Annotated in this window: 22 protein-coding genes; 10 read left to right on the forward strand and 12 right to left on the reverse strand. The window is 72.6% G+C overall.

Features of this window, described 5'->3' with window-relative positions; genetic code table 11:
• Positions 1 to 221: 221 nt before the first annotated feature.
• Positions 222 to 1721 carry a peptidoglycan D,D-transpeptidase FtsI family protein gene (locus HDA43_RS22085; protein ID WP_218912361.1) on the reverse strand — a complete coding sequence of 500 codons (1500 nt, stop codon included), beginning with the start codon at positions 1719 to 1721 and terminating at the stop codon, positions 222 to 224.
• 157 nt (positions 1722 to 1878) lie between these two features.
• Entirely contained in the window at positions 1879 to 2241 is a 363-nt protein-coding gene (locus HDA43_RS22090; RefSeq protein WP_312873491.1) for a MerR family transcriptional regulator, read from the reverse strand.
• Positions 2242 to 2332: 91 nt separating this feature from the next.
• On the opposite strand from HDA43_RS22090, the gene HDA43_RS22095 reads away from it, so the two are divergent.
• The gene (locus HDA43_RS22095; RefSeq protein ID WP_179824733.1) at positions 2333 to 3271 is read left to right on the forward strand and encodes an aldo/keto reductase; all 939 of its coding nucleotides are present in this window, start codon (positions 2333 to 2335) and stop codon (positions 3269 to 3271) included.
• Between the two features lie 93 nt (positions 3272 to 3364).
• On the opposite strand, the gene HDA43_RS22100 is transcribed toward HDA43_RS22095, so the two are convergent.
• Positions 3365 to 4021, reverse strand: coding sequence for a TetR/AcrR family transcriptional regulator (locus HDA43_RS22100; RefSeq protein ID WP_179824735.1), 657 nt, complete (start codon positions 4019 to 4021; stop codon positions 3365 to 3367).
• 71 nt (positions 4022 to 4092) lie between these two features.
• Here HDA43_RS22100 and HDA43_RS22105 point away from each other — a divergent pair, with 71 nt between their 5' ends.
• The 3 genes from HDA43_RS22105 (at position 4093) to HDA43_RS22115 (ending at position 7530) form a co-directional block, all read left to right on the forward strand.
• Positions 4093 to 5424, forward strand: coding sequence for a GH1 family beta-glucosidase (locus tag HDA43_RS22105; protein WP_179824737.1), 1332 nt, complete (start codon positions 4093 to 4095; stop codon positions 5422 to 5424).
• Between the two features lie 294 nt (positions 5425 to 5718).
• A complete protein-coding gene (locus HDA43_RS22110) occupies positions 5719 to 6117 on the forward strand; it encodes a hypothetical protein (RefSeq protein ID WP_179824740.1) in 399 nt (132 codons plus the stop codon).
• Positions 6118 to 6126: 9 nt separating this feature from the next.
• The gene (locus HDA43_RS22115) at positions 6127 to 7530 is read left to right on the forward strand and encodes a hypothetical protein (protein ID WP_179824741.1); all 1404 of its coding nucleotides are present in this window, start codon (positions 6127 to 6129) and stop codon (positions 7528 to 7530) included.
• A gap of 45 nt (positions 7531 to 7575) precedes the next feature.
• On the opposite strand, the gene HDA43_RS22120 is transcribed toward HDA43_RS22115, so the two are convergent.
• A complete protein-coding gene (locus tag HDA43_RS22120; protein WP_179824743.1) occupies positions 7576 to 8493 on the reverse strand; it encodes a coiled-coil domain-containing protein in 918 nt (305 codons plus the stop codon).
• Positions 8494 to 8679: 186 nt separating this feature from the next.
• Between HDA43_RS22120 and HDA43_RS22125 the strand changes: the two genes are divergently transcribed.
• A complete protein-coding gene (locus tag HDA43_RS22125; RefSeq protein ID WP_179824745.1) occupies positions 8680 to 10113 on the forward strand; it encodes an aldehyde dehydrogenase in 1434 nt (477 codons plus the stop codon).
• A gap of 203 nt (positions 10114 to 10316) precedes the next feature.
• Here HDA43_RS22125 and HDA43_RS22130 read toward each other — a convergent pair whose 3' ends face one another.
• Positions 10317 to 11111 carry a GbsR/MarR family transcriptional regulator gene (locus HDA43_RS22130; protein ID WP_179824747.1) on the reverse strand — a complete coding sequence of 265 codons (795 nt, stop codon included), beginning with the start codon at positions 11109 to 11111 and terminating at the stop codon, positions 10317 to 10319.
• A gap of 261 nt (positions 11112 to 11372) precedes the next feature.
• Between HDA43_RS22130 and HDA43_RS22135 the strand changes: the two genes are divergently transcribed.
• Both HDA43_RS22135 and HDA43_RS22140 read left to right on the forward strand, forming a co-directional pair.
• Complete coding sequence (locus HDA43_RS22135; protein ID WP_179824749.1) at positions 11373 to 12035, forward strand: DUF4097 family beta strand repeat-containing protein; 663 nt, start codon at positions 11373 to 11375, stop codon at positions 12033 to 12035.
• Between the two features lie 76 nt (positions 12036 to 12111).
• Positions 12112 to 13257, forward strand: coding sequence for a serine hydrolase domain-containing protein (locus HDA43_RS22140; protein WP_179824750.1), 1146 nt, complete (start codon positions 12112 to 12114; stop codon positions 13255 to 13257).
• A gap of 110 nt (positions 13258 to 13367) precedes the next feature.
• Here the strand turns inward: HDA43_RS22140 and HDA43_RS22145 are convergent, their stop codons facing one another.
• The 4 genes from HDA43_RS22145 to HDA43_RS22160 all read right to left on the reverse strand — a co-directional run bounded on the left by HDA43_RS22145 (position 13368) and on the right by HDA43_RS22160 (position 18891).
• Entirely contained in the window at positions 13368 to 14498 is a 1131-nt protein-coding gene (locus HDA43_RS22145; RefSeq protein ID WP_179824751.1) for an acetate/propionate family kinase, read from the reverse strand.
• Between the two features lie 113 nt (positions 14499 to 14611).
• Entirely contained in the window at positions 14612 to 16687 is a 2076-nt protein-coding gene (gene pta, locus HDA43_RS22150) for a phosphate acetyltransferase (protein ID WP_179824752.1), read from the reverse strand.
• 106 nt (positions 16688 to 16793) lie between these two features.
• On the reverse strand, positions 16794 to 17744 hold the full coding sequence (locus HDA43_RS22155; RefSeq protein ID WP_246424483.1) for an alpha/beta hydrolase: 951 nt from the start codon (positions 17742 to 17744) through the stop codon (positions 16794 to 16796).
• Between the two features lie 199 nt (positions 17745 to 17943).
• Positions 17944 to 18891: an AMP-binding protein gene (locus tag HDA43_RS22160; protein WP_179824753.1), complete on the reverse strand. Its 948-nt coding sequence runs from the start codon at positions 18889 to 18891 to the stop codon at positions 17944 to 17946.
• A gap of 306 nt (positions 18892 to 19197) precedes the next feature.
• Here HDA43_RS22160 and typA point away from each other — a divergent pair, with 306 nt between their 5' ends.
• Positions 19198 to 21051 (forward strand): translational GTPase TypA, encoded by a 1854-nt coding sequence (gene typA, locus HDA43_RS22165; protein WP_179824756.1) that lies wholly within the window; start codon positions 19198 to 19200, stop codon positions 21049 to 21051.
• A gap of 143 nt (positions 21052 to 21194) precedes the next feature.
• The gene (locus HDA43_RS22170; protein ID WP_179824757.1) at positions 21195 to 21842 is read left to right on the forward strand and encodes a superoxide dismutase family protein; all 648 of its coding nucleotides are present in this window, start codon (positions 21195 to 21197) and stop codon (positions 21840 to 21842) included.
• A gap of 121 nt (positions 21843 to 21963) precedes the next feature.
• Here the strand turns inward: HDA43_RS22170 and HDA43_RS22175 are convergent, their stop codons facing one another.
• The gene (locus HDA43_RS22175; protein WP_179824758.1) at positions 21964 to 22797 is read right to left on the reverse strand and encodes a polysaccharide deacetylase family protein; all 834 of its coding nucleotides are present in this window, start codon (positions 22795 to 22797) and stop codon (positions 21964 to 21966) included.
• A 307-nt stretch (positions 22798 to 23104) separates the two neighbouring features.
• Positions 23105 to 23680 (reverse strand): type II toxin-antitoxin system RelB family anti-toxin, encoded by a 576-nt coding sequence (gene relB / locus HDA43_RS22180; protein WP_179824759.1) that lies wholly within the window; start codon positions 23678 to 23680, stop codon positions 23105 to 23107.
• Between the two features lie 85 nt (positions 23681 to 23765).
• Between relB and HDA43_RS22185 the strand changes: the two genes are divergently transcribed.
• Complete coding sequence (locus HDA43_RS22185) at positions 23766 to 24614, forward strand: EamA family transporter (RefSeq protein ID WP_179824760.1); 849 nt, start codon at positions 23766 to 23768, stop codon at positions 24612 to 24614.
• A 94-nt stretch (positions 24615 to 24708) separates the two neighbouring features.
• On the opposite strand, the gene HDA43_RS22190 is transcribed toward HDA43_RS22185, so the two are convergent.
• Positions 24709 to 25296 (reverse strand): sigma-70 family RNA polymerase sigma factor, encoded by a 588-nt coding sequence (locus tag HDA43_RS22190; protein WP_179826336.1) that lies wholly within the window; start codon positions 25294 to 25296, stop codon positions 24709 to 24711.
• Positions 25297 to 25482 lie beyond the last annotated feature (186 nt).

Consider the following 25482-nt stretch of genomic DNA (forward strand, 5'->3'; position numbering starts at 1 on the left):
GCCTGGCCGTATCCCCGCGCCGTCCCCGCGTGAGGCCCGCGCGGTCGCCGGGGGACGCGGCCGATGAGGGGGACACCCTGGGGCGGGCCCGTATAACGGTCATCGCTCATATCCCGGCGGCGCGCCCGCATAACGGTCATCGCCCGCGCTCCCCCGGCGGGCTCACACGACGGCCGCCGGCCGCGCCCGACGCGCGGGCGCGGGCCCGCGCACCGGGCGGTCTACTCCCCCGGCCCGTTCCGTTCCCCCCGGCCGGGGGACGGAAGGACCGCGCGCATGACGGCCCTGGCGATCGGGGCCGCCACCTCGCCGCCGAATCCGCCGTGCTCCACGACGACCCCCACCGCGACCCTGGGGGCGTCGGCCGGGGCGAACCCGGTGAAGATCGCGTGGTCCTCGCGGGAGGCGGCGTTCTCTGCGGTGCCGGTCTTGGCGGCGACGTCGATCCCCGGAATCGCCGCCGCCGTGCCCGTACCGCCGGGCCGGGTGACGGCGATCATCATCGCGGTCAGCCGGTCGGCCTCGTCGGCGCTGAGGACCCGTCGATACCTCGACGGCTGGGCGTTGCCGATCACCGTGCCGTCGGCGAGGCGCACCTCCTCCACCAGGTAGGGGCGCATCAGCTCGCCGTTGCCGGCGATCGCGGCCGAGAACATCGCGATCATCAGGGGGGTCGCCCGGGTGTCGAACTGCCCCAGCGCCGACATGGCGGTCTGCGCCCGGTTCATCCGCTCCGGGTAGACGCTCATGGCCACCGGCATGGGCACGGCGAGGTCGGCGGCGCCGAACCCGAACGCCTCGGCCTGCTCGCGCAGCGCGTTCTGGCCGAGATCCAGGCCGATCTTCGCGAACGGGGTGTTGCAGGAGACCTTGAAGGCGTAGGCCAGTGAGGGATGGCCGTCGCCGCAGGCCGCGCCGCCGGAGTTGCGCACGCGCACGCGGGTGCCGGGCAGGCGGAACGCGGCGGGCGCGCTGACGGCGGTGGCCGGGCCGTACCGCTCGGAGCTGAGCGCGGCGGCGGTCGTGACGACCTTGAAAGCCGAGCCGGGCGGGTAGGTCCGCTGGATCGCCCGGTTCAGCAGCGGCCGGCCGGGGGCCCTCTGCAGCCTCCGGTCGGCGGCGTCGAGCACGGCGGCGTCGAAGGTCGCGTACAGGTTCGGGTCGTAGGAGGGGTAGGAGGCCATGGCCAGGATCGCGCCGGTGTTCGGGTTGATCGCGACGACCGCCCCGGGCCGCCCGGTGGCGCGCAGCGCCCGGTAGGCCGCCCGCTGCGCGCGGTCGTCGAGGGTGAGCTTGAGGGTGGCCCCGCTGCGGATGCCGTCCATCAGCGAGCGCACCCTGACCTCGGGGTCGCTCCCGGACAGGGCGGGGTCCTCGGCCGCCTCGATGCCGGAGGAGCCGTAGAGCGAGAGGTAGCCGGTCACCGGCGCGTAGAGGGGGCCCCGGGGGTAGACGCGCCGGTACCGGTAGGTGCGGTCGCCGCTCCTGCGACTGGTGGCGATCACCGTCTCGTCGCGGAGCACGATGTCGCCCCGGGGACCGTCGAAACGCTCGATCATGCCGCGCCGGTTGCGGGGGTCCCCGGCGAGCCGGTCGGCCCGGAACGCCTGGATGTAGGTGGTGTTGACCAGCAGGGCGAGCAGCATCACCTCGCACGCCACGGCGACGCGCCCGAGCGGAGCGTTCATCCGCCGCGCGCGCTGCGTCGCCACGGCCCTCATGGCCCTCCCCCCGGTCCCCTTTCCGGTCTAACAGGCAGACCGGAAAGGGGCCGCCGCACAGGGGCAAAGCGGCCGTACGGCTTACGGCCCGCCGCCGGGACCCGCTCCGCGGCTCCTCACCGGCTCTCCGTCGGGGGCGGGAAACGGCGGGACGGGCTCAGTCCACCACGGACCGGTAGTAAGCGATCTTGGCGCGGATGGCCCGCTGCCGTTCCTGGAGGGTGGCGATCTGCGCCTCCACCCGCTCGTCGTGGGCCTCCAGCAGCGCGATGCGGTCGCGGACCGTGTGGTCGCCGGCCCTGGCCAGCTCCGCGAAACGGACCATCTCCGCGATCGGCATGCCGGTGTCGCGCAGGCAGCGCACCATGCCGAGCCAGCCGATGTCCTCCTCGGAGAACCTGCGCTGACCGGCCGCGTTGCGGCGGATCGACGACAGCAGCCCGATCCGCTCGTAGTAGCGCAGGGTGTCGAGGCTGAACCCGGTCTCCTCGACCACCTGACCCGGGGTGTACACGCTCACGTCCGGCAGCATCCCACCTGGAGCGCACTCCAGGTCAAGGCCGGGAGCCGGATTTGACCTGGAGCGCGCTCCAGGTCGCAGGGTTGGGCCCATGACACGGATCCCCTTCGCCCTGGGCACCATTCCCTTCGGCACCGCCCTGGACGACCGGGCGACCTTCGCGATCCTCGACCGGTTCGCCGAGGCCGGCGGCACGATCCTGGACACCGCGAACAACTACCCGTTCTGGGTCGAGGGCGCGACCGGTGACGAGAGCGAGCTGGCCATCGGCCGCTGGCTGGCCGCGCGGGGCAACCGCGACCGGATCACGCTGAGCACCAAGTGCGGCGCGCGTCCCACCGTTCCGGGCGACCGTACCCTCGACTCGATCGAGGGCCTGTCCGCGGCCGTGATCCGCCCGGCCGTCGAGGGCAGCCTGCGCCGGCTCGGCACCGACCACGTCGACGTCTACTGGGCGCACGTGGAGGACCGGTCCGTGCCGCTGGAGGAGACGCTGGGCGCGTTCGCCGAGCTGGTCGAGGCGGGCAAGGTGCGGGAGATCGGCGCGAGCAACCTGCCGGCCTGGCGGCTGGAGCGCGCCCGCGCCGTGTCGGCGGCGCACGGCCGGCCGGCCTACACCCACGTGCAGCTCCGTCACACCTACCTGCGGCCCCGTCCGGGGACGCGGGTGCCGGAGGGCGCGCACGTCCTGGTCCAGGACGACATGACGGACTACCTCCGCTCGGAGCCGGGCCTGACCCTGTGGGCCTACAACACGCTGATGGCCGGCGCCTACACCCGCCCCGACCGGCCGCTGCCGGAGGTCTACGACCACCCGGGCACCGCCCGGGGACTCGCCGTGCTGCGCGAGGCCGCCGACGAGCTGGGCGTGACCGTCAACCAGGTGGTGCTGGCCTGGCTGATCGGCGGGGACGTCCCGACGATCCCGATCGTCGGCGTGAGCTCCCTGTCCCAGCTCGACGAGGCGCTCGGCGCGGTGGACCTCAAGCTCGACGACGAGCTGCGCGCCCGCCTGGAGGCCGCACGCTGAACCGCCCGGACCCCGTACGGCACGCCGCCCGGTGAACGGGTGCGAGTCGGGCGGCCTCGGGGCCGGACGCGGCGGGCCGGGAGGGGCAGGCGGTCAGGTGCGGGGCAGGAGGCCCGCGAGATAGCGGCGGATCAGCAGTTTGCACTCGGCGACCAGGTCGGGGTCGCCGTCGGGCCGGGTGCGGAAGGCGAGCTTGAGGACGGCGTCGGCCGCCTCGACCGCGACGACGAGCGCGCGGTCGAGGCCCGGCCCGGCGGCGCCGCCCGCCTGCTCGACGACGAGGGCCCGGAGCCGGTCGGCCACGATGGCGTTGTTCTCCAGCGCCGCGTCGAGCATCCGCTCGGTCCCCCTGATCGCCGGGCCGCCGGGCGCGGACAGCACCTCGCCGAAGTCCACGATGCCGAACCCCGGCGTGGTGCGCTTCATGGCCACGAACTCGTCGACCGCCAGATCGGTCATCTCCGCCCAGTCCGACAGCGGGGCGGCCGACAGGCGGGCCACGATCCGGCCGAGGAAGGCGTCCAGGTTGCGCAGCGCGAGCGCGCGCACCAGCGCCTGCTTGTCGGAGAAGAACTGGTAGAAGGTCCCGATCGGCACCCCGGCCCGGCGCGCGACCTCCTTGGTGGTCAGTGCCTCGTACCCCACCTCGTCCAGCAGCCGCGCGCACTCGTCGAGCATCCGCTCGACGCGTTCCGCGCTGCGCCGCTGGGCGGGGCGGCGGCGCAGCGTTCCCCCGGCGACGTTCGTCATCGCTCCATCATCTCGCACACGGGGGGACCGACGGCTAACATGAGCCGGACTCATACCACTCGGAGGTCAGGATGTTCCTTTGGGGTACGGCCACCGCTTCCTACCAGATCGAGGGGGCCGTCTCCGAGGACGGCCGGGGCGTCTCGGTCTGGGACACCTTCGCCGGCGAGCCCGGCCGCGTCCGGGACGGGCACACCGGCGAGGTCGCCTGTGACCACTACCACCGCTGGCCCGAGGACGTCGAGCTGATGGCCGGGCTGGGGGTGAACTCCTACCGCTTCTCCGTCGCCTGGCCCCGCGTCCAGCCCACGGGCTCCGGGCCGGTCAACCAGGCCGGCCTGGACTTCTACGACCGGCTGGTGGACGCCCTGTGCGCGAGGGACATCGTCCCGGCGGTCACGCTGTTCCACTGGGACCTGCCTCAGGAGCTGGAGGACCGCGGCGGCTGGCTGGACCGCGACACCGCCCACCGGTTCGCCGAGTACGCCGCGGTCGTGGCCGACCGGCTGGCCGACCGGGTGCCGATGTGGATCACCCTGAACGAGCCGTTCGTGCACATGGTCTTCGGCTACGCCCTGGGGACCCACGCTCCCGGCAGGACCCTGCTCCTCGACGCGCTGCCGGTGGCCCACCACCAGCTCCTCGGGCACGGCCTGGCCACGGCGGCGCTGCGCGAGCGGGGCGCCGGCCGGGTGCTGATCACCAACAACTGCACCCCGGTCCGGGCGGCCTCCGCGGACCCGGCCGACGTGGCCGCCGCGCACGCCTACGACACGTTGCACAACCGCCTGTTCAACGATCCCGTACTTCTCGGGAAATATCCGGACATGTCGGCGTACGGCGTGCGCCTCGACTGCGTCCGGGACGGCGATCTCGACCTGATCTCCGCCCCGCTCGACGGCCTCGGGATCAACTACTACAACCCCACCCGGATCGCCGCCCCCTCCGGCGAGGGCCTGCCGTTCACCGACGCGGGGATCACCGGGTACCCCACCACCGCCTTCGGCTGGCCCGTCGTCCCCGACGGCCTGCGCGAGCTCCTGACCGGACTCAAGGCCCGGTACGGCGACGCCCTGCCGCCCGTCTACGTCACCGAGAACGGCTGCTCCCAGCACGACGAGCCGGGCCCGGACGGCACGGTCGACGACCGGGCCCGCATCGACTACCTCGACGGCCACATCGCGGCGCTGGACCGGGCGCGCGCCGAGGGCGTGGACGTGCGCGGCTACTACGTGTGGTCCCTGCTGGACAACTTCGAGTGGGCCGAGGGCTACCACCAGCGCTTCGGGCTGGTCCACGTCGACTTCGCCACCGGGCGGCGCACCCCGAAGGCGTCCTACCACTGGCTCCGGGAGCGGCTGGCGGAGCGGACCGGAGCGGACGCCGGCCCCCGGGAACCCTGACGGCGGTCCGCCGATCGGCCGTCCGGGCGCCCGGATGGCCGACCGGCGGACACGCGAAGGCCGGGCATCCGGGCACACGGACGCTCCAGAACCCGGACGCCCAGTTGTTTCAGGGTAAATATCCCTTTTTCTCTACCCGCAGGGGTGTTTTCTGTACGGCCCATGGCCGTTCGAGTAGGCTCCTTGATCACCGGTGCCGCGGGCGCGGGAGGCGTCCCGTGAAGGCCACCGGGAAGGGGGCCGGGCGAAACCGCGCCGCCGCGTACGCCCCGGACGGTCGTGTGGAGGTGCATCATGGCGGATCCAGACAAGCGTCTGGCCGAGGACCACAGCTGGCTGGAGTCCCAGTGGCCCGGGCTGGAGGTCAAGAAGGACCAGACCGAGCACAACCCCACAAAGATCAAGAATTGTGTGACGGAGCTCCAGGACATCCTGGAGCGCATGCAGGGCAGCGAGAAGGGCTCGTTCGGCACCGTTTCGGCCAAGACGAACGTCATGACGCTGAGCGCCCTGGCCAAGGACTGGCCGGCGGGCAAGGCCCTCGGTGAGACCCTGGAGAACGGCAACCGGGAGTTCACCCAGGTGTACCAGGAGGTCATCCAGAAGCTCCAGGCCGCCATCCTGCTGCTCCAGAGCGGGGCCGGCACCTATGACGGCGCCGGCCTCGCCAATGGCGGAACGAAGAGCGTCTAGGAGACCGGGATGGACATCTCCAAGAAGACCCACATGATCAAGACCAGCTGCTATGACTTCTCCGTCAGGGGCGACCAGCCGGTGGCCAGGGTCAAGCAGATCATCGAGACCCTGGACGGCGAGTCCATCAAAAACGCCGGGACCGCCTACCTGGACGCCTGCTCCCTGCTGGCGGAGTGCCAGCGCGCGGTCGAGAACGTCAGCAAGACCCTGGCCGAGTGCTGGAACGACAAGGCGTCGGTCGAGGCGCAGACCGCGCTGCGGTACATCCACGCGACGGCGCGCGAACTCTCCAACAAGGGCAACATGATGGGCCGCCCCCTGGAGTCGCTCGGCGACGCCCTTCCCGCCTACAAGGAGACCGGCGAGGGCGGGTTCGCGCCCTCGTGGAGCGAGAACACCTTCACCTTCAACGACGACATCTCGGACTTCTACGACACAAAAGACGGCGTCCAGTGGGGGTCGCAGAACCAGCTCGCCAAGGAGCACCTGGAGAAGCTCAACGCGGAGATCCAGAAGTGGCACACCCTGCTTCCCGACTCCCTGCGCAAGGAGCTGCCGAGGATCGAGCCGCCGACCGTGCCCACCCCGCCCTTCCCGACCGTGGACTACCCCGGCGGGTACCCGAGCGCGGGACCGTACGGCCCCGGCGGGACGGGACCGTACGGCGCGGGGCCCTACGGGAACGGCCCGGACGGGACGGGACCGTACGGCACCGACCCCTTCGCCACCGATCCCAACGGGACCGGCCCCAACGGGACCGGTCCCAACGGCACGGACCCCAACGGGAGCGGAGACCTGCCTCCGGGCGCCTACCCCGGTGACGGCGGCACCGGGCTTCCGGGGCAGAACGGGCCGGGTGCGGGGATGCCCGGGAGTGCGGGCGGGAACGGCACCGACCCCACCGGCGGCCTGACCGACCCGTCCAAGGGTCTGACGGACCCGTCCGGGAATCTGACGGACCCGTCCCGGAACCTGACCTACCCCGCCGGATACGACGCCGGCAACGCGCGGACCACCGACCTGTCGTCGTTCCAGCCCCCGCAGGGCTACGACGGCATCGGGAACCCGAACCCGAACCTGTCCGGCCCGAACACCTCCACCGGCAACTCCCCCTACTCCTCTCCCACGTACACGGGTTCGCCGACGAACACCGGCACGGGGACCGGCACCGGTGGGATCGGCTCGTCCGGGTCGTTCGGCACCGCCGGGGTGCGCGCCGCCGCGCTGAACGCCGCCGAGGGCGCGGCGGGCAGCGGCATGTTCATGCCGCCCATGGGCGCCATGGGCGGCGCCGGTGCGGGCGCGGGCGAGCAGGAGCAGGAGAGCGGCAGCAACCTGTGGGAGCACGACGACGTGTGGGGCGCCAACGACCACGAGGGCGCCGTCGACGGCCACATCGGCAGCGTCTGACGCCGTCACCGGGCCGCCCGCCGGACGGGCGGCCCGGCGGCGCGGTCAGAACACCGAGACGTGGACGTGGTCGTAGTGGTTGGCGGTGACGCCGCCCCGGTCCGACATCATCCGCCAGCCGCCGCCGGAGCGGACGTCGTAGTAGCGCTGCTGCCAGATGAGGTACATCACGCCGAGGCGCGGGCCGTTGTCGATGACCCACTGGGCCAGGCGGTCGCCGCGTTCCTTGTCCGCCGGGGACGGCATCCGGCCGCCGCCGCTCATCATGAAGTCGCAGGCCCGGCCGCTGCCGTGGTCACCGGGGTCGCCGGAGCGCAGGCAGCCGTAGCTGTAGGGCATCGGGAAGTTCCGGAGGACCTCGTTGCGCACGGTGACCATGCGGGGGGTGAGGCCGTCGCTGCCGGAGGGGGTCTCGAAGCCGTACTTGGCCAGCAGCCCCTCGATCCGGACCCGGTCCTTCTTCAGTTTGGCGATGTCGGCCTTCAGCGCGGCGACCTTCTCGTCGGCGGTCTTCTCCGCCTTCTCGGCCTTATCGATCAGGTCCTGGAACCGGCTGAGCTGGTTGGCGCGCAGGCCGGCGAGATAGGACATGGTGGCGGCGCCGCCCAGGGCGGCCGAGACGTCGCCCTGGAAGCTCAGCAGGTTGTCGCCGTCCAGCGGGACGCTCATGTAGGAGGTCTGGGCGAAGCGCACCACGTCGGCCCGGGCGGCGGCCAGTGACCTGCGCAGGCTCTTGACGCTCGTGGTCGCCTTGCCGGCCCGCACGCGGATGTCCTCCAGGCTCTGCACCTGACCGCGGTACGCCTTGTCGAGCCGGTCGGCCTCGCGGGTCAGCCTGCGCAGCTCGGCCTCGGGGTCGGGCTTGGCCGCGGCGGGAACGGCGGCGGCCCCGGCGGACAGGAAGGGCGTCAGGAGAAGGGCGGCGAGCAGGACGACGAGCGCGGCCGGGCGGCTCCGTCTCACGCTTCGCTCACCTCCAGAGCCGCACGGACGGAGCGAAACTATAGAAGGTGATCTTTTAAATCGCCACCGGAACGGTCGAACTCCGCCTCACCGGCGCATCGCCGCCCCGCCCCCCTTGCCATCAACGGCAGAACATGATTCCGTCTCACCACCGGGAGGGCCCTCGGTGACAGGAGGCAGGACGACATGCGCCAGCACGACACGCTGTTCATCGGGGGCGACTGGGTGGCCCCCGCCGGCACCGGGACCATCGACGTCGTCTCGCCGCACACCGAGGAGGTCGTCGGCCGCGTTCCCGACGGGACCGCCGCCGACATGGACCGCGCGGTGGCCGCCGCCCGGCAGGCGTTCGACCACGGCCCCTGGCCGCGCATGACGATGGCCGAGCGCGCCGCCGTCGTCGGCAGGCTCGCCGAGATCTACGCGTCCCGGCAGGAGGAGATGGCCGAGCTCATCACGATGGAGATGGGCTCGCCCATCACCTTCTCCCGGATGGCGCAGGCCCCGCAGCCGCTCGGCATGCTGCAGTACTACGCCGAGCTCGGCCGCACGTTCCCCGTGGAGGAGGAGCGCCCGGGGACCTTCGGCCCGGTGACCGTGCGCCGGGAGCCGGTCGGCGTGGTCGCCGCCGTGGTGCCGTGGAACGTCCCGCAGTTCGTCATCATGATCAAGCTCGCCCCCGCGCTCGTCGCGGGCTGCACGGTCGTGGTCAAGCCCGCCCCCGAGACGCCGCTCGACTCCTACCTGCTGGCCGAGATGGTCAAGGAGGCCGGCGTCCCCGACGGCGTCGTCAACATCGTCGCCGCCGGGCGCGAGGCCGGCGAGCACCTCGTCTCCCACCCCGGCGTGGACAAGGTCGCCTTCACCGGCTCCACCGCGGCGGGCCGGCGCATCGCCGCGATCTGCGGCGAGCAGCTCAAGCGGTGCACCCTGGAGCTCGGCGGCAAGTCGGCCGCGATCATCCTGGACGACTGCGACCTGCCCTCGGCGATGGGCTTCCTGTCCATCGCCACGCTGATGAACAACGGCCAGGCGTGCGTGGCCCAGACCCGCATCCTGGCCTCGCGCAACCGCTACGACGAGGTGGTGGAGGCGGTCGCCGGGATGGTCCGCGCCATGCCGGTCGGCGACCCCGCCGACCCGGCCACCGGCATCGGCCCGCTGGTCGCCGAACGGCAGCGGGAGCGGGTCGAGAACTACATCAGGATCGGCATCGACGAGGGCGCCAAGCCCGTCCTCGGCGGCCTGGAGCGGCCCCGCGACCGGGGCTGGTACGTCGCCCCCACGGTCTTCGCCGGGGCCACCAACGAGATGCGCATCGCCCGCGAGGAGATCTTCGGCCCGGTCCTGACGGTGATCCCGTACGAGAACGAGGACGACGCCGTCCGCATCGCCAACGACAGCGACTACGGCCTGCACGGCACGGTGTGGACCGCCGACCCCGGGCACGGCGTGGAGATCGCCCGCCGGGTGCGCACCGGCTCCTACGGCGTCAACCTCCTGATGATCGAGAACAGCTCGCCGTTCGGCGGGTACAAGAGCAGCGGCCTCGGCCGGGAGCTGGGCCCGGAGGGCCTCGCGGCCTACCTGGAGTACAAGTCCATCGCCCGCCTGGGCTGAGCCGCCGCCGACCCGGCCGTGCCGTACGGCTCTGCGGAAAACCGTACGGCGCGGCCGGAAGCGTGGATGGCCGGCCCAGCGCGCCCCCGCGTCGCTGGACCGCCGCCGCTGCGGTGGAGCATGCCCCACGTGCCCCGGCATGCGGGTCTACGTGCCCCTTGGACGTCTCCCGGCGGGTTCAACCCATCCGTTCTAGGTAGACGTCATTCATCCGAGATTGGTTCGTGAAATCCGGCAAAGTTTTTTCGGAGCTCCGAACCCGGCCCGGCGGTGTCGCCCGGGGCCGCCCCGGTTTTGGCGTGGAGGACCTCGCGAGCCTGCTCGGCGGCGCGGAGGAGGTTCTCGGTGATGAAGTCGTGGAACCGGGCGACGTTCTCCAGGCGGACGGCGGCCGGAGTGCCGGGGCCGAGGATGGCGACGCCCTGCCGCGCGGTCTCGATGAGCTGGTCGTTGGCCCGGGCGCTGCGGATCATCGACTGGTACCACAGGTCGTCGTCGACGACGTAGCGCTCGCGGCGCCGTTCGTCGCGTTCCCGGCGGACGAGGTCCAGGCCCTCCAGGAACGTGATCGCCTTGGAGACGGAGGCGGGGCTGACCTGGAGGCGCCGGGCGAGCTCGGAGGCGGTGAGGCTGCCGGCGTCGGTGGTGTAGAGGCAGCCCAGCACCCGGGCCATCATCTTGGGCAGGCCCGAGATCATGAAGACGGTGGTGAGGGCCTCCTGGTAGTCGCGCACGGCCTCGGCGTCGCGCCCGTAGGGCTGGGGGACCGACTCCGCCCCCCGGGGCGCGGCCTGCCCGCGCCGGTGGGTGCGCTGCTGGGTGGCGCGGTGGGCCAGGTCGGGGCGGTAGCCGGTGGGGCCGCCGTTGCGCATCACCTCACGGGTGACCGTCGAGGTCGGACGGTCGAGGCGGCGGGCGATCTCGGCGTAGGCGAGGCCGTCGGCCAGCCCCAGCGCGATCTGCTGGCGGTCCTGCTGGGTGAGCCTGCCTCCCGGCATCACGCCTCCTTTCCTGCCCCATGGGTGCTCCGTGGGGGTTCCCGGTGTTTCCCGACGCCTCCACCATAGCGTTCCTCTTCAGCCCATTGCAACGACAAGCCATCTCAGCGTTGCATTATCCGAGAGGACGTTGCAATGATTTCAATGCATCTACCTGCATGAATGTTGTTTTTAAGCAAAGATCTTGTTGCATGCATTCGGAAAGCAACGTAGCTTTCTCGTTGTCGGAAACAACGAGCCGCAAACACGAGGGAGCACACGATGCACACGTTCGACACCCCCGCCCCGATCTCCGCCGTCCTTCACATCCCCGCCGGACGCGTCCGGCTCATCGCCGCCGACCGCGCCGACACCGCGGTCGAGGTCCTGCCCGCCAGCGCCTCCAAGAGCCGCGACGTCAAGGCGGCCGAGCAGACCACGGTCGAATACGCCGACGGCGTCCTGCGGATCGAGACCGCGGTGAAGAACCAGTACCTCGGCCCGACCGGAGCCGTCGAGGTGACGGTCAAGCTGCCCGCCGGCTCCCGCGTCGAGGCCAGGACGGCCGCCGCCGAACTGCGGACCGTCGGCCGCCTCGGCGACGTCGCCTTCGAGGGCGCGTACCACCAGATCAAGCTGGACGAGACCGCGAGCCTTCGTCTCACCGCGACCGACGGCGACGTCGAGGTCGGCCGGCTGGGCGGCCCCGCGGAGATCAGCACCGCGAGGGGCGACATCACCATCGCCGAGGCCACGGGCGGCACGGTCGTGCTCCGCACCCAGTCCGGCGACATCTCGATCACCGCCGCCGCCGGCGTCTCGGCCGCCCTGGACGCCGGAACCACCCTCGGCCGCATCGCCAACGGTTTCAAGAACAACGGCACCGTCGAACTCGACGTCCACGCCACCACCACCAGCGGCGACATCACCGCCCGCAGCCTCTAGCCGTCCGGACCCGGCGGAGTCGCGTTCCGCCATCCGTCCGACGCGTTTCACATCACATTCGAAGGAGCACACCATCATGTCCGTCACCCCCACCGGCCAGGACGAGCTCACCGCCCGGACCGGGCAGGACCGCCCGGAGCTGCGCAAGATCATCCAGGAGATGGTCGACTCCGGTTTCGTCGGAGTCCGGCTGCGAGTACACGACGAGCGGGGCGAGTGGGCCGCCGGCGCCGGGGCGAGCGAACTGGGCGGAGCCGAGGAGCCGCCGGCCGACGGGCACGTCCGGATCGGCAGCAACACCAAGACGTTCACCGCCACCGTGGTGCTGCAACTGGTGGCCGAGGGTCGGATCGGACTGGACACCCCGGTGGACGACTACCTGCCCGAGTTCGGGATGGACCGGCGGATCACGGTGCGGATGCTGCTGCAGCACACCAGCGGGGTGTTCAACTTCACCGGCGAGTACTTCGAGGACGGCACGTTCGTGCCGGGGATCCCCGCCACCCCCGCGGGCAAGGAGTGGGTGGACAACCGGTTCCACAGCTACCGGCCGCAGGAGCTGGTACGGCTGGCGCTGTCCAAGCCGGCGAGGTTCGAGCCGGGCACCGACTGGAGCTACTCCAACACCAACTACGTGCTGGCCCGGCTGCTGATCGAGAAGGTCACCGGCCGCCCGGTCGCCGAGGAGATGCAGCGCCTCATCCTGGGGCCGCTCGGCCTGACGGGCACCGTCCAGCCGACCACCGAGCAGGACATCCCCGCACCGTACGCCCACGCCTACTACCGCTACGAGGAGGACGGCCAGACCCAGACGGTCGACGTCACCCGGCACAATCCCTCCTGGATCTCCAGCGGCGGTGACATGATCTCCACCGCCCGGGACCTGCAGACGTTCATCTCCGCGCTGGTGGGCGGCAGGCTGCTGCCGGCCGAGCTGCTGGCCGAGATGTTCACGCCGGAGTCCAAGGCCGGCTATGGGCTGGGGGTGTTCGTGCAGGAGGTGCCGGGCGGCGGCACCGTCATCACCCACAACGGCGGCATGGCCGGCCACGCGGCGCTGATGTACAGCACGCCCGACGGCGGCACGACCCTGACCGCCGCGCTGAACTACGTGGACGACACCGCCATGTCCGTGGGTGCGGCGTTCCAGCAGGCGACGCAGCGGCTCGTCGCCGAGGTGTTCGGCGGCGGACGGGCCGACGCGGCCGACCCGGCCCGGTAGAGGGGGCCGGGCACCGCGGGCTCGCCTCACGGACCCGCCGGCGGGCTACGGCGGGTACCGTCCGCCCCCTCACCGGTGCCGCGAGCCTCCGGCGGGCACCGGCCGGCTCCTCACCGGTGCCGCTCGACCACCTCAAGGGTCTGGTGGGCGATCTCCAGCTCCTCGTCCGTGGGGATCACCGCCACCCGCACCGGGGAGCCGTCGGCCGAGATGGTCCGCTCCCCGCGCGCGTTGCGGCCCGGGTCGAGCACGATGCCCAGCCGCTCCAGCCCGGTCAGGGTCCGTTCCCGGACCGGCGCGGAGTTCTCCCCCACGCCGCCGGTGAAGGCGATCACGTCCACCGAGCCGAGCACCGCGTAGTAGGCGCCGACGTACTTGCGCAGCCGGTGGCAGTAGACCGCCATGGCCAGCTCGGCGGCCGGGTCGCCGACGGCCAGCCGCTCCTGCACCGCGCGCATGTCGTTGTCGCCGCACAGGCCCAGCAGACCGGAGCGCCGGTTGAGCAGCGTGTCGATCTCCTCCGGGGACATGCCCGCGGTCCGGGCGAGGTAGAGGAGCGCCCCCGGGTCCACGTCGCCGCTCCGGGTGCCCATGACCAGGCCCTCCAGCGGGGTCATGCCCATCGAGGTGTCCACGCAGCGCCCGCCCGACACCGCCGAGGCGCTGGCCCCGTTGCCCAGGTGCAGCACGATCACGCCGGCCGACGGAGTCCCGGCCAGGCGGGCGGCCTCACGCGAGACGTAGGCGTGCGAGGTGCCGTGGAAGCCGTAGCGGCGGATCCTCCACCGCTCGGCCACCTCCCGGTCGATCGCGTAGGCCGCGGCGGCCGGGGGGATCGTGGCATGGAAGGCGGTGTCGAAGACCGCCACCTGCGGCAGGTCGGGCCGGAGCCGCCGCACGGCCTCGATGCCGGCGAGGCCGGCCGGATTGTGCAGCGGGGCGAGCGGGATCAGCTCCTCGATCTTCCCGACCACGTCGTCGGTGATCAGGGTGGGCTCGGTGAAGGTGACGCCGCCGTGCACCACCCGGTGCCCGACCGCGGTCAGCTCGGGCGAGTCGATCCCCAGGCCCCGCCCGGCCAGCTCGGCGCCGATCAGCTTCAGCGCCGCCTCATGGTCGGGCACCGGGGAGCCGGGCTCGCCGATCCGCTCCACCGTCCCGGACGCCAGCCGCTCGTCGCCCTCCAGCAGCCGGTACTTCACCGAGGAGGACCCGCTGTTGACCACCAGTACGCGCCCCACCGCTCCCTCTTCCCTCCCTGCTCCGCCCGCCGCCCCCGGCTCCTGCCGGAAGCCCCCGGAAGCCTCCGGGAACCGCCCGCCGGGTTCTCCCGCGCCACCGCGCGGCCCGGTGCTCACCTGCCCGCCGTACGGCCCGCCACGCCCTGTCCGGCACCTTCCTGGGCCTGGATGGCGGTGATGGCGACCGTGCTGACGATGTCGGCGACCAGCGCGCCCCGCGACAGGTCGTTCACCGGCTTGCGCAACCCCTGCAGGACCGGCCCGATCGCCACGGCCCCGGCGGAGCGCTGCACCGCCTTGTAGGTGTTGTTGCCGGTGTTGAGGTCGGGGAAGATCAGTACGGTGGCCCGCCCGGCGACCTCGGAGCCCGGCAGCTTGGCCGCGGCGACCCGGGGGTCCACGGCCGCGTCGTACTGGATCGGACCCTCCACCAGCAGGTCCGGCGCCCGCGAGGCCACCAGGGCGGTGGCCTCGCGGACCTTGTCCACGTCGGCGCCCCGGCCGGAGGCGCCGGTGGAGTAGGACAGCATCGCCACCCGCGGCTCGACGCCGAACCGCCTCGCCGTACGGGCCGAGGAGATCGCGATGTCGGCGAGCTGCCCGGCGTCCGGGGCGGGGTTGATCGCGCAGTCGCCGTAGACGAGCACCCGGTCGGCCAGGCACATGAAGAACACCGACGAGACGATCGAGGTGCCGGGGACCGTCCTGACGATCTGGAAGGGGGGCAGGATCGTGGCCGCGGTGGTGTGCGCGGCGCCGGAGACCATGCCGTCCACCATGCCGCGGTGCAGCATCATCGTGCCGAAGAAGTTGACGTCGCCGACCACGTCGCGGGCCCGCTCCAGGGTCATCCCCTTGTGCGCCCGCAGCGCCGCGTACTCCTCGGCGAACGGCTCGCGCAGCGGGGAGGTCAGCGGGTCGACGACGGTCACGCCGGACAGGTCGAGGCCGAGGGCGCCGATGCGCCTGCGGACCGCCTCCTCCCGTCCCAGCAGGGTGATGTCCACGATGCCGCGGCGCAGCAGGACGTCGGCGGCCTGCAGGACGCGGTCCTCCTCCCCCTCCGGGAGCACGATGTGCCGCCGGTCGGCGCGGGCCCGCTCCAGCAGGGTGTGCTCGAACATCATCGGCGTGATCCGCTCGGAGCGGGCCAGCTCGATCCGGTCGGCCAGGTCGGCGGTGTCCACGTGGGCCTCGAAGTGGCCGAGCGCCGTGTCGATCTTGCGGGGGTTGTCGGCGGTGAGCCGGCCCTCCAGCCCGGCCAGCGCGGTCGCGACGGTGAAGCTGTCCGCGGCGGCCGACAGCACCGGCAGCCCCGGCGCGAGGCCGGCGGTGAGGGCCTTGACCGCCTCGGTCGGCTTCTCCCCCAGGGTCAGCACCACGCCGGACGGCCTGGCCGTGCCCGCCGCCTCCGCCGCGGCCGAGGCGAGCAGCAGGTCGGCGCGGTCGCCCGGGGTGATCGTCAGCGCCCCGTCGGCCAGGTGTTCCAGGAACAGCGGGAGCATGGCGCCGCCGAAGACGAACCCGAACACGTCGCGGCGCAGCCCGTCCTCGTCGCCCTGGACGTACTCGGCGTCCACGGCCTGCATCACCTGGCCGACGGTCGGGGCCGACAGCGACGGGTGCTCGGGGATGGCGTAGCAGGGCACCGGCAGGCCGGGCCGTACGGTCACCCCCTCGGGCACCCGGTTGGCGACCACCGCGAGCACCGTGCCGCCCAGGTCGGTGAAGACCTGGTGGGCGGTGCGCATCTCCATCTCGGCCTCGTCGGCGCGCTCGCCGTGCGCGCCCACCACCACGATCACCGGCGCGCCGAACTCGGCGGCCAGGCGCGCGTTGAACGCCGTCACGGGAGGCAGGACCTCGGCGTCGAACGAGGCGCCCAGCACCAGGAGCGCGTCGCACTCCGGCTCCAGCGTGTGGAAGTGGCCGACCAGCCGGCTGACGAGCTCCTCGGCGCCGTGCCGGGTGTAGACCTCGGCGGCGGCCGCGGCCGTCATCCCGACCGCCGAGACCGCGGGGCGGTAGCGGGCGGTGAGCAGTTCGAGGGTGCGATCCTCCCCGTCCCGGGAGATCGGCCGGAACACCCCGGCCCGGCCCACCCGGCGGGTGAGCAGCTCCATCAGGCCGAGCTCGACGATCTGCCTGCCGTCTCCGCGGCCGAGACCGGCCACGTAGATGCTCCGCATGGGCGCCCGCCCCTCCCTTCGGCACGGTGCCTCGCGACGCCTCACGACGCCTCGCAAGACCCATAAGACTCATAAGACTCGCAAGAGGAGTAAACACCCTTGGTAATCAGGTCATGGCGCTGGCCCATGCGCCGATCCGCCGGATCAGTTCCGGCGTGGCCGCCGTCTCGGCGTGGCCGAACCCGGGTTCGAGCCACAGCTCCCTGGGGTCGCGGGCGGCGCCGTAGAGCTGCAGGGCGTGCTCGACGGGGAAGAAGGAGTCGGAGTCGCCGTGCACGACCAGCAGCGGCGTCGGCGCGACCGTCGCGGCGGCCTCGTAGGGCGCCAGCGGCACCGGGTCCCAGCCTCCCTTGCGGATCCGGGTGCCCCGGCCCACCCGCGTGGCCCAGCGGCCCAGCCGCCGCTCGATCGCCCAGTGCACCTGCCGCATCGGCTTGGTGCCGCGGTAGTACCACCGGGCCGGGGAGCTGATCGAGACCACGGCGTCGACCCGCCCGCGCCCGTCGCCGAGCGCGGTGTTCACCAGCTCCGAGCCCGGCCCGCCCCGGCCGGGGAGCGGCGCGCCGCCGTCCAGGCCCACCGGCCCGTCCATGACCGGGCTCAGCACGGCGGCTGCCTCCAGGCCGCCGCCGGCGCCGCTCAGCAGCCCGTCCCCGGCCGGGCCCACCATGGCCCCGCCGGAGCGCGTCGCGCCGCGCAGCCCCGCGTGCCGCACGACCACGGCGCCGCCCATGGAGAACCCGACGGTGGCCACGCGGGTGTATCCGATCATCCTCGTGTGCCGTACGGCGGCCTCCAGGTCGAGGACCTCCAGGTCGCCGACCGTCGACAGGCCCCCGGAACGGCCGTGCCCGCGGAAGTCGAAGGACACGACGCCGCCGAACTCGCTGAGCACATGGGTGATCCGCCGGGTGGTGAGCTCCCTGAGCGAGCCGGTGAACCCGTGCGCCACGACGATTCCCAGGTCCGCCGCGCCGCGCGAGGGCGTGTGCGCGGCGTCGATCCGGACGTCGTCCTCGGTCATGAACATCGCCGCGAAGGATGGCGCGAAAGACATGTTTCGAGCTTAGAACCTGAGGTCAGGACTCCTTCCCGCGGCCGAGGCCTCACGACGCGCGGGGCGCGGGACGCCCCGCGGCGCCGGGGATCCCGCCCCCGGGGATCCCGCCCCCGGGGATCTCCGGCCCCGGGGATCCCCGGGAGGCCGACGCGGGCACCGGCTCCGGGACGGAGCCATGAGGGTTTCCCGCCCCGGGTCAGCCCCTGGGGATGACGAGCTCCGTCGATCGTCCGTACGCCGACACGGTGACCCGCGGCCAGCGGCTCCCGGCCGGCCGCGCGACCGCCCACGGCGGCACCGCGGCGACGGTGATGCCGTACTCCTCGATGAGCGCCCGGCACTCGCCCGGCGTGGCGCCCGGGGCCGCGACGACGTGCGCCCCGCCCATCAGCGCCAGGTCGAACAGGGCGGCCTGGGCGCGCGGCTCGGTGGTGGCGACGAGCACGCGGTCACGCTCCCTGAGCATCGCCTCCGGGGCCAGCCGCCGCAGCTCCGCCACCACCCCGGCGTGGCTGATCACCCGGCTGCCGTCGAAGGTCAACGCGGGCGCCTCCGCGCCGCCGCGCGACCGGACGGCCGCGCCGCGCCGGGGCGGAACGCCCGGCCCGCGGCGCGGCGGTGCGCTCGGCCCCCGCTGGGGCGGCACGCTCGGCCCGCGCCGCGGCTGGGCGCCGGGGTCGCGCTGCGGCGGGACCACGGGTCCGCGGCGCGGCGGGGCCCCCGGGCCGTCGGGCCGCGGGGACGTCACCTCCTCCAGGGTGAGGATCTGCCGGACGCGGGAGTCGCCGGCGACCCGCATCGACCACTCGGCCTGCACCCGGTCGGTGATCATCATCCGCGCGCGGCTCGCCGCCAGGCACTCGTAGAAGACGTCGCGGTCCAGGTCGGCCGCGAGCGGCACCACCAGCGCCCCGGCCGCCGCGGCGGCGTGCACGGCGAGGGGGAAACCGGGCCCCGGGGGGAGGCGGACGACCACCCGGTCCCCGGGCGCGACGCCGCGGTCGCGCAGTTCCGCCGTCGCCGGGCCGATCCGCCCGGCGAGCGCGGCGTAGGAGAGGACGTCGCCGGTGGCGGCGTCGGTGACCGCGGGTCGCTCCCCGCGGTGCCCGGCGGCGCTCAGCACCACATCGGTCCAGGTCGGCATAAGATCACGATAGAAACTCAGGTCCTCCCGCGCATGGTCAGGAATATGCAGACGGCTGACCATTTCCCGGCGCCCGCATTGTCTCCCCGGCTGTCTCCCCGGCTGTCTCCCCGGCGGTCTCCCCGAGGTCCGTGGCGCGTCCGGCCGGGAATCCCCGCCGGTAGAAGCGGCCTTCCGGCCCCCGGACCGGATCCCTCCGCCCGCGAAGCACCGCGGTGAGCGTGAGAGGGATCGGCGGCATCACCTAAAATAGGTAGGCCGCACGTTCGGCGGCCAGCCTCCACGATCAAAGAGTGAGACTCCACCATGCCTCTGAACAGCCGCGACGACCTGCGGAACATCGCGATCATCGCGCACGTCGACCACGGCAAGACCACTCTCGTGGATGCCATGCTCTGGCAGTCCGGAGCCTTCCGGGCCAACCAGGACGTCGACGACCGCGTCATGGACTCCAACGACCTCGAACGCGAGAAGGGCATCACCATTCTCGCGAAGAACACCGCCGTACGGCACGGCGGCATGACCCTCAACATCATCGACACCCCCGGCCACGCCGACTTCGGCGGCGAGGTCGAGCGCGGCCTGTCGATGGTGGACGGCGTCGTGCTGCTGGTCGACGCCTCCGAGGGCCCGCTGCCGCAGACCAGGTTCGTGCTGCGCAAGGCGTTCGCCGCGAAGATGCCGGTCATCCTGTGCATCAACAAGGTCGACCGCCCCGACGCCCGCATCAAGGAGGTCGTGGACGAGGTCTACGAGCTCTTCATGGACCTCGACGCCACCGAGGATCAGATCGACTTCCCGATCGTCTACGCCTCGGCCAAGGCCGGCCGCGCCTCGCTGAACCGTCCCGAGGACGGCGGCCTGCCCGACTCCGAGGACCTGGAGCCGCTGTTCGAGGTCATCAAGGAGACGATCCCCGCCCCGACCTACGACCCCGACGCCCCGCTGCAGGCGCACGTCACCAACCTCGACGCCTCGTCCTACCTCGGCCGGATCGCGCTGTGCCGGGTCCACCAGGGCGTCATCAAGAAGGGCCAGCAGGTCGCCTGGTGCCGTACCGACGGCAGCATCCAGCGGGTGAAGATCACCGAGCTGCTGATGACCGAGGCGCTGGAGCGCAGGCCCGCCGAGGAGGCCGGGCCCGGCGACATCATCGCGATCGCCGGCATCCCGGACATCATGATCGGCGAGACCCTGGCCGACCCCGACGACCCGCGTCCGCTGCCGCTGATCACGGTGGACGAGCCCGCGATCTCGATGGTCATCGGCACCAACACCTCGCCGCTGGTCGGCAAGGTCAAGGGGGCCAAGGTCACCGCCCGCATGGTCAAGGACCGCCTGGACAAGGAACTGGTCGGCAACGTGTCGCTGCGCGTCCTGCCGACCGAGCGCCCGGACGCCTGGGAGGTGCAGGGCCGCGGCGAGCTGGCGCTGGCCATCCTCGTCGAGCAGATGCGCCGCGAGGGCTACGAGCTGACCGTCGGCAAGCCGCAGGTGGTCACCAAGACCATCGACGGCAAGGTGCACGAGCCGGTCGAGCGCCTGACCGTCGACTGCCCGGAGGACTACCTCGGGGCCGTCACCCAGCTCCTGGCCGTCCGCAAGGGCCGCATGGAGCACATGACCAACCACGGCACCGGCTGGATCCGGATGGAGTTCGTGGTCCCGGCCCGCGGCCTGATCGGCTTCCGGACCGAGTTCCTGACCGAGACCCGGGGCACCGGCCTGGTGCACCACGTCTTCGAGGCGTACGAGCCGTGGTTCGGCGAGCTGCGCACCCGCAACAACGGTTCGCTGGTCGCCGACCGCTCCGGCCCGGTGACCGCGTTCGCCATGCTGAACCTGCAGGAGCGCGGCGTGCTGTTCGTGTCGCCGGGCACCGAGGTCTACGAGGGCATGATCGTCGGTGAGAACTCGCGCTCCGACGACATGGACGTGAACATCACCAAGGAGAAGAAGCTCACCAACATGCGCTCCTCCACCGCGGACGAGACCGAGAAGGTCATCCCGCCGCGGCAGCTCTCCCTGGAGCAGGCGCTGGAGTTCATCCGCGAGGACGAGTGCGTGGAGATCACCCCCGAGGCGGTGCGCATCCGCAAGGTCGTCCTGGACGCCGCCACCCGGGGCCGTTCCGCCGCCCGCGCCAAGCGCAACGGCTGACCCCCTCGGCCCCCGCGGCTCCCGGGCGGGGCGCGTCCTTTCCCCTCCCTTTCCCGACGGCGTGATTGTCACCTGATCTTCGAGGTAGGAGACTCGCAGGGCGCTCCCCGCACGACGGGGAGCGGACGAATTCGGGGGAGATCATGCTTCGTGAAGTCCATTTGACGCTGGCCCTCGCGCTCGGGGCGGGCGCGGCGACCGTGGCCGCCGCTCCCGCGCCCGGCCCGTCGGGCACCGCGCCGCCGGCGCGCCCGTCGGGACCGGCCGGCGAGCCGTCGTCGGGCCCGTTCGGCGGCCAGGTCGGCGCCACCATCAAGAACGCCGACGGCCGGGCGGTCGGCATGCTGCGCATCGCGGGGGCCGACTCCGACAAGCCCAGGATCGTGGTCGTCGTCAGCGACCTGACCCCGGGGCAGCACGGCTTCCACATCCACGCCAAGGGCGTCTGCGACCCCAAGTCGACCGATCCGGCGACGGGCAGCCCGTTCTTCAGCGCGGGACCGCACTTCGACCTGGACTCCGAGGCCCACCCGTACCACTCCGGCGACCTGCCCGACCTCATGGTCGGTAAGGACGGCACCGGCCGGGCCGTCCTGGTGACGGACCGCTTCCGGGTGCAGCAGCTCTTCGACGCCGACGGCAGCTCCGTCGTCATCCACGCCCTGTCCGACAACCACGCCAACATCCCCGACCGCTACCACAGCGGGCAGGGCCAGGGCGGGCCCGACGCCGAGACGCTCAAGGCCGGCGACTCCGGCAGGCGCGTCGCCTGCGGCGTGATCGAGCGCTAGCGAAGCGACCGCCCGCCCGCGTGGCCCGGGAACGGGCGGACGGCCGCCACGCCGGTCCGCGGTCAGGCACCGGCGTGGCGGCCGTCCGCCCGTTCCGGTGGCGACGCGGACCGGCGAGCGGTCACTGGTCGCGTTCCCGCTCGCTGTAGCCCACGCCGGGGCGGAGCGGCTTGCCGTACAGCTCCGAGACCGTGACGAACACGAAGCCCCGGCGGGTGAGCTCCTTCAGGATCCGGGGGGCGGCGTCCACCGTGGTGCGGTGGATGTCGTGCATGAGCACGATCGACCCGGGCTTGATCGCGGTCGCGCGCCGCGCGACGACCGGGGTGACGCGGTCGCGCCAGTCCAGGGTGTCCACGTTCCACAGGATCTGGGCCAGCCCCATGCGCCGGGCCACGGCCGCGACCCTGCCGTCGGTGGCCCCGTACGGCGGGCGCATGAGGGTCGCCCGGACGCCGGTCCTGCGCTCGATGACGTTCTGGGTGCGGGCCAGCTCGGCCCGGACCGCGCTCTCGGACAGGGCGGTGAGCTGCGGGTGGCTCCAGGTGTGGTTGCCCAGCTCGTGCCCGTCGCGCACCATGCGGCGCAGCGCGCCGTCGGCGTTGGCCAGGACCATCCCCCCGACGAGGAAGAAGGTGGCCCTGGCGTGGTGCCGGGCGAGGATGTCGAGCAGCCTCGCGGTGTCGTGCCCGGGGCCGTCGTCGTAGGTCAGCGCCACGCACTTGGCCTTCCCGCAGTCGATCTTCTGCCTCGGGGGCGGGAGGGGGTAGCCGCGTCTGGGCCAGCCCGGCTGGATCCCGGCGAGCTTCAGGGCGAGTTCGGCGGGATCGACCGGCCGGCGGCTGGGGGCCGCGGACGGGGTGGGCGCGGGTGCCCGGGTCTGCGCGCGGTGGACGGGGACGGCGCACGCCCCGGCCGACAGGAGAAGCGCCACCGGGACGATCCATCGCCGCATGCCCGCCGCCCTCCGAAAATCGCCGCGGGGCGAGAGGTGATCCTGGACCGCGTCTCCCCGCACGATCTCGGCCAGTTCCTCCCACCAGGATGGGACATCGACCGGCAATTCAATGTATCGACGCGCCCTTAGGTCGCATGTCGGCGATGGGTGTACCCGGCCGGCGGCGGCGCCCCACCTGTCCTCCCGGCCACGGACGCCTACTGGCCGGGCGTTCCGGGGCCCCACCGAGGGCTCCTACCGGTCGGGCGTCCCCCGGGGCGCGGACGCCCGCCGGCCGGGCCTTCCGGGGCACGGCCGAGGACGCCTACTGGTCGGGCGTCCCCCGCGGCTCGGTCACGACCATCACGAATCGCAGCGGGGTGTCGCCGAGGTTGGCGTACCGGTGCGGCCGGTCGGCGCTGAACAGGACGGCCCCGTCGGTCGGGACGAGGTGGCTCCTGCCGTGGACCGACAGGGAGAGCTCCCCCTCCAGCACGCTCAGCATCTCGCGGGTGCCCGGCGGGTGGGCGTCGCCGTCGTGGTGCTCGCCCGGGGCCAGGCGCCAGTCCCACAGCTCCAGGATCGCGGGGGCGTCGCTGCCGACCAGCAGCCGGGCGGAGCTCTCCTCGCCGTGCGGGAAGGTGACGACGTCGGCGGGGGCGACGACCCGGACGACCGGCGTGTCCGCGACCTCGACCATCCGGGCGACCGTCACGCCGAGCGCGTCGGCGATGCGGGTCAGGGTGTTGATGCTCGGGTTGGTCCGCCCCTGCTCGACCTGGACGAGCATGCCCCGGCTGACGCCCGAACGCGCGGCGAGCTCGTCGAGCGTCATGTGCCGGTGCGCCCGCTGGGCACGGACGTTGTTGGCGATGGCGCCGGTGATGGTCTCAGGGTCCATCGGTTCATTCTAATGAACATGATTTACACCACAGTGCACCTTATTTAGTGTACAAATGGTGCAACCTATTGCACCGGGAGGAGACATGTCGGCGGTGGTCCTGGCGACGGCCTGCGCGGTGGTGTACGGCACCGCGGACTTCTTCGGCGGCCTGGCGACCCGGCGGTCGAAGGTCGTCATGGCGGTGGTCGTGCTGTCGCAGTCAGCGGGCCTGGTGACGGTCGGCGTCCTGCTGCCGTTCCTGCCGGGCCGCCCGTCGGCGGAGGCGCTGGGCTGGGGCATGGCGGCGGGCCTGTCGGGCACCGTCGGACTGGTGCTGTTCTACCGCGCGCTCGCCACCGGGACGATGTCCGTGGCGGCGCCGATCACCGCGGTCACCTCGGCGGCGCTACCGGTGATCTTCGGGGTGACCACCGGAGACCGCCCGGAGCCGGTGGCGCTGGGCGGCGTGGCGCTGGCGCTGGTCGCGGTGGTGCTGGTGAGCCGCGAGTCCCCCGCGGCGGAGTCCGGCCCGCGGCGCACCCCGGTCCTGGCCGCGCTCGTCGCCGGGGCGGGCTTCGGCGGCTTCTTCGTGCTGCTGGCCCAGAGCCCCGACGAAGGCGGTCTGTGGCCGCTGGCCGGGGCCAGGACGGTGTCGATCACCTTGATCGTTCTGCTGGCCGCGGTCACCGGCCGGACGCTGCGCCCGGGGCACGGGGTGCCGCGCATCGTGATCACGGCGGGAGTGCTGGACATGACGGCCAACGTGCTGTTCCTGCTCGCCCAGCAGCGCGGGATGCTGAGCCTCGTCGCCGTCCTGGTCTCGCTCTACCCGGTGAGCACGCTGCTGCTGGCCCGCCGGGTGCTGGGCGAGCGGCTGAACGCGGTGCAGGCCGCCGGGGTCGGCGTCACCCTGGTCGCGGTCACGCTGATCGCCGCGTCGCCGTCACCCTGAGCCTCCGTCCCCCCGGCGGAGCGGGCGACGAGGCCGGGAAAAGGCGGGCGCGGCGCCGTACCGGCGGGCCGGGCGGCGCCGCGTCCGGGGAGGGTCAGGCGGCGCGGCGCTGCTCGGGCAGCCGGACCGCGCCCTCCTCGCGGGCGTAGTCGGCCAGCATGGTCCGCAACTGGCGGCGGCCGCGGTGCAGGCGGGACATGACCGTGCCGATGGGGGTGCCCATCCGGTCGGCGATCTCCTTGTAGGCGAAGCCCTCGACGTCGGCGAGGTAGACCGCCACGCGGAACTCCTCGGGCAGGGCGCGCAGGGCGTTCATCACCGCGGTGTCGGGCAGCTGCTCCAGCGCCTCGGTCTCGGCGGACTTCAGCCCGGAGGACATGTGGGACTCGGCGGCGGCGAGCTGCCAGTCCTCGATCTCCTCGGTAGCCGAGAGCTTGGGCGAGCGCTGCTTCTTGCGGTACTCGTTGATGAAGTTGTTGGTGAGGATGCGGTGCAGCCACGCCTTGAGGTTGGTGCCCTCGCGGAACTGGTGGTAGGAGCTGAACGCCTTGGCCACGGTCTCCTGGACCAGGTCCTCGGCGTCCGCCGAGTTACGGGTGAGACGCATCGCGGACGCGTAGAGCTGGTTGGTCACCGGCACGACATCTCGCTCGAACCAGTCGTTGCGCTGCTCTTCGGTCATCGTGATCACGTGATCCCCCTCGGACCTTCCCCCAGTAACATCCGGCACATCGTGCGATGCCCCTTCCCCTGACGGGCCATCGCATGCTCCCAGGCATCCCGTAAAGGTGCCGTTAAGAGTCCTAGCTGGTCAGGGGGTCGGATTCTGGCTGCATCGGTGGCGGACGGACACACGCCCCATAGCCGG

The organism is Streptosporangium sandarakinum (assembly GCF_013409935.1).
Lineage (GTDB): Bacteria > Actinomycetota > Actinomycetes > Streptosporangiales > Streptosporangiaceae > Streptosporangium > Streptosporangium nondiastaticum.

Bases quoted from the DNA above. Each gene is read 5' to 3' on its own strand.
- HDA43_RS22155 (WP_246424483.1), bottom strand. From the start codon at position 17,744: ATGTCTTTCGCGCCATCCTTCGCGGCGATGTTCATGACCGAGGACGAC.
- HDA43_RS22095 (WP_179824733.1), top strand. From the start codon at position 2,333: ATGACACGGATCCCCTTCGCCCTGGGCACCATTCCCTTCGGCACCGCC.
- HDA43_RS22140 (WP_179824750.1), top strand. From the start codon at position 12,112: ATGTCCGTCACCCCCACCGGCCAGGACGAGCTCACCGCCCGGACCGGG.
- HDA43_RS22130 (WP_179824747.1), bottom strand. From the start codon at position 11,111: ATGCCGGGAGGCAGGCTCACCCAGCAGGACCGCCAGCAGATCGCGCTG.
- pta (WP_179824752.1), bottom strand. From the start codon at position 16,687: ATGCGGAGCATCTACGTGGCCGGTCTCGGCCGCGGAGACGGCAGGCAG.
- HDA43_RS22135 (WP_179824749.1), top strand. From the start codon at position 11,373: ATGCACACGTTCGACACCCCCGCCCCGATCTCCGCCGTCCTTCACATC.
- HDA43_RS22175 (WP_179824758.1), bottom strand. From the start codon at position 22,797: ATGCGGCGATGGATCGTCCCGGTGGCGCTTCTCCTGTCGGCCGGGGCG.
- HDA43_RS22085 (WP_218912361.1), bottom strand. From the start codon at position 1,721: ATGAGGGCCGTGGCGACGCAGCGCGCGCGGCGGATGAACGCTCCGCTC.
- HDA43_RS22190 (WP_179826336.1), bottom strand. From the start codon at position 25,296: ATGACCGAAGAGCAGCGCAACGACTGGTTCGAGCGAGATGTCGTGCCG.
- relB (WP_179824759.1), bottom strand. From the start codon at position 23,680: ATGGACCCTGAGACCATCACCGGCGCCATCGCCAACAACGTCCGTGCC.
- HDA43_RS22170 (WP_179824757.1), top strand. From the start codon at position 21,195: ATGCTTCGTGAAGTCCATTTGACGCTGGCCCTCGCGCTCGGGGCGGGC.
- HDA43_RS22160 (WP_179824753.1), bottom strand. From the start codon at position 18,891: ATGCCGACCTGGACCGATGTGGTGCTGAGCGCCGCCGGGCACCGCGGG.
- HDA43_RS22100 (WP_179824735.1), bottom strand. From the start codon at position 4,021: ATGACGAACGTCGCCGGGGGAACGCTGCGCCGCCGCCCCGCCCAGCGG.
- HDA43_RS22110 (WP_179824740.1), top strand. From the start codon at position 5,719: ATGGCGGATCCAGACAAGCGTCTGGCCGAGGACCACAGCTGGCTGGAG.
- typA (WP_179824756.1), top strand. From the start codon at position 19,198: ATGCCTCTGAACAGCCGCGACGACCTGCGGAACATCGCGATCATCGCG.
- HDA43_RS22125 (WP_179824745.1), top strand. From the start codon at position 8,680: ATGCGCCAGCACGACACGCTGTTCATCGGGGGCGACTGGGTGGCCCCC.
- HDA43_RS22105 (WP_179824737.1), top strand. From the start codon at position 4,093: ATGTTCCTTTGGGGTACGGCCACCGCTTCCTACCAGATCGAGGGGGCC.
- HDA43_RS22115 (WP_179824741.1), top strand. From the start codon at position 6,127: ATGGACATCTCCAAGAAGACCCACATGATCAAGACCAGCTGCTATGAC.
- HDA43_RS22185 (WP_179824760.1), top strand. From the start codon at position 23,766: ATGTCGGCGGTGGTCCTGGCGACGGCCTGCGCGGTGGTGTACGGCACC.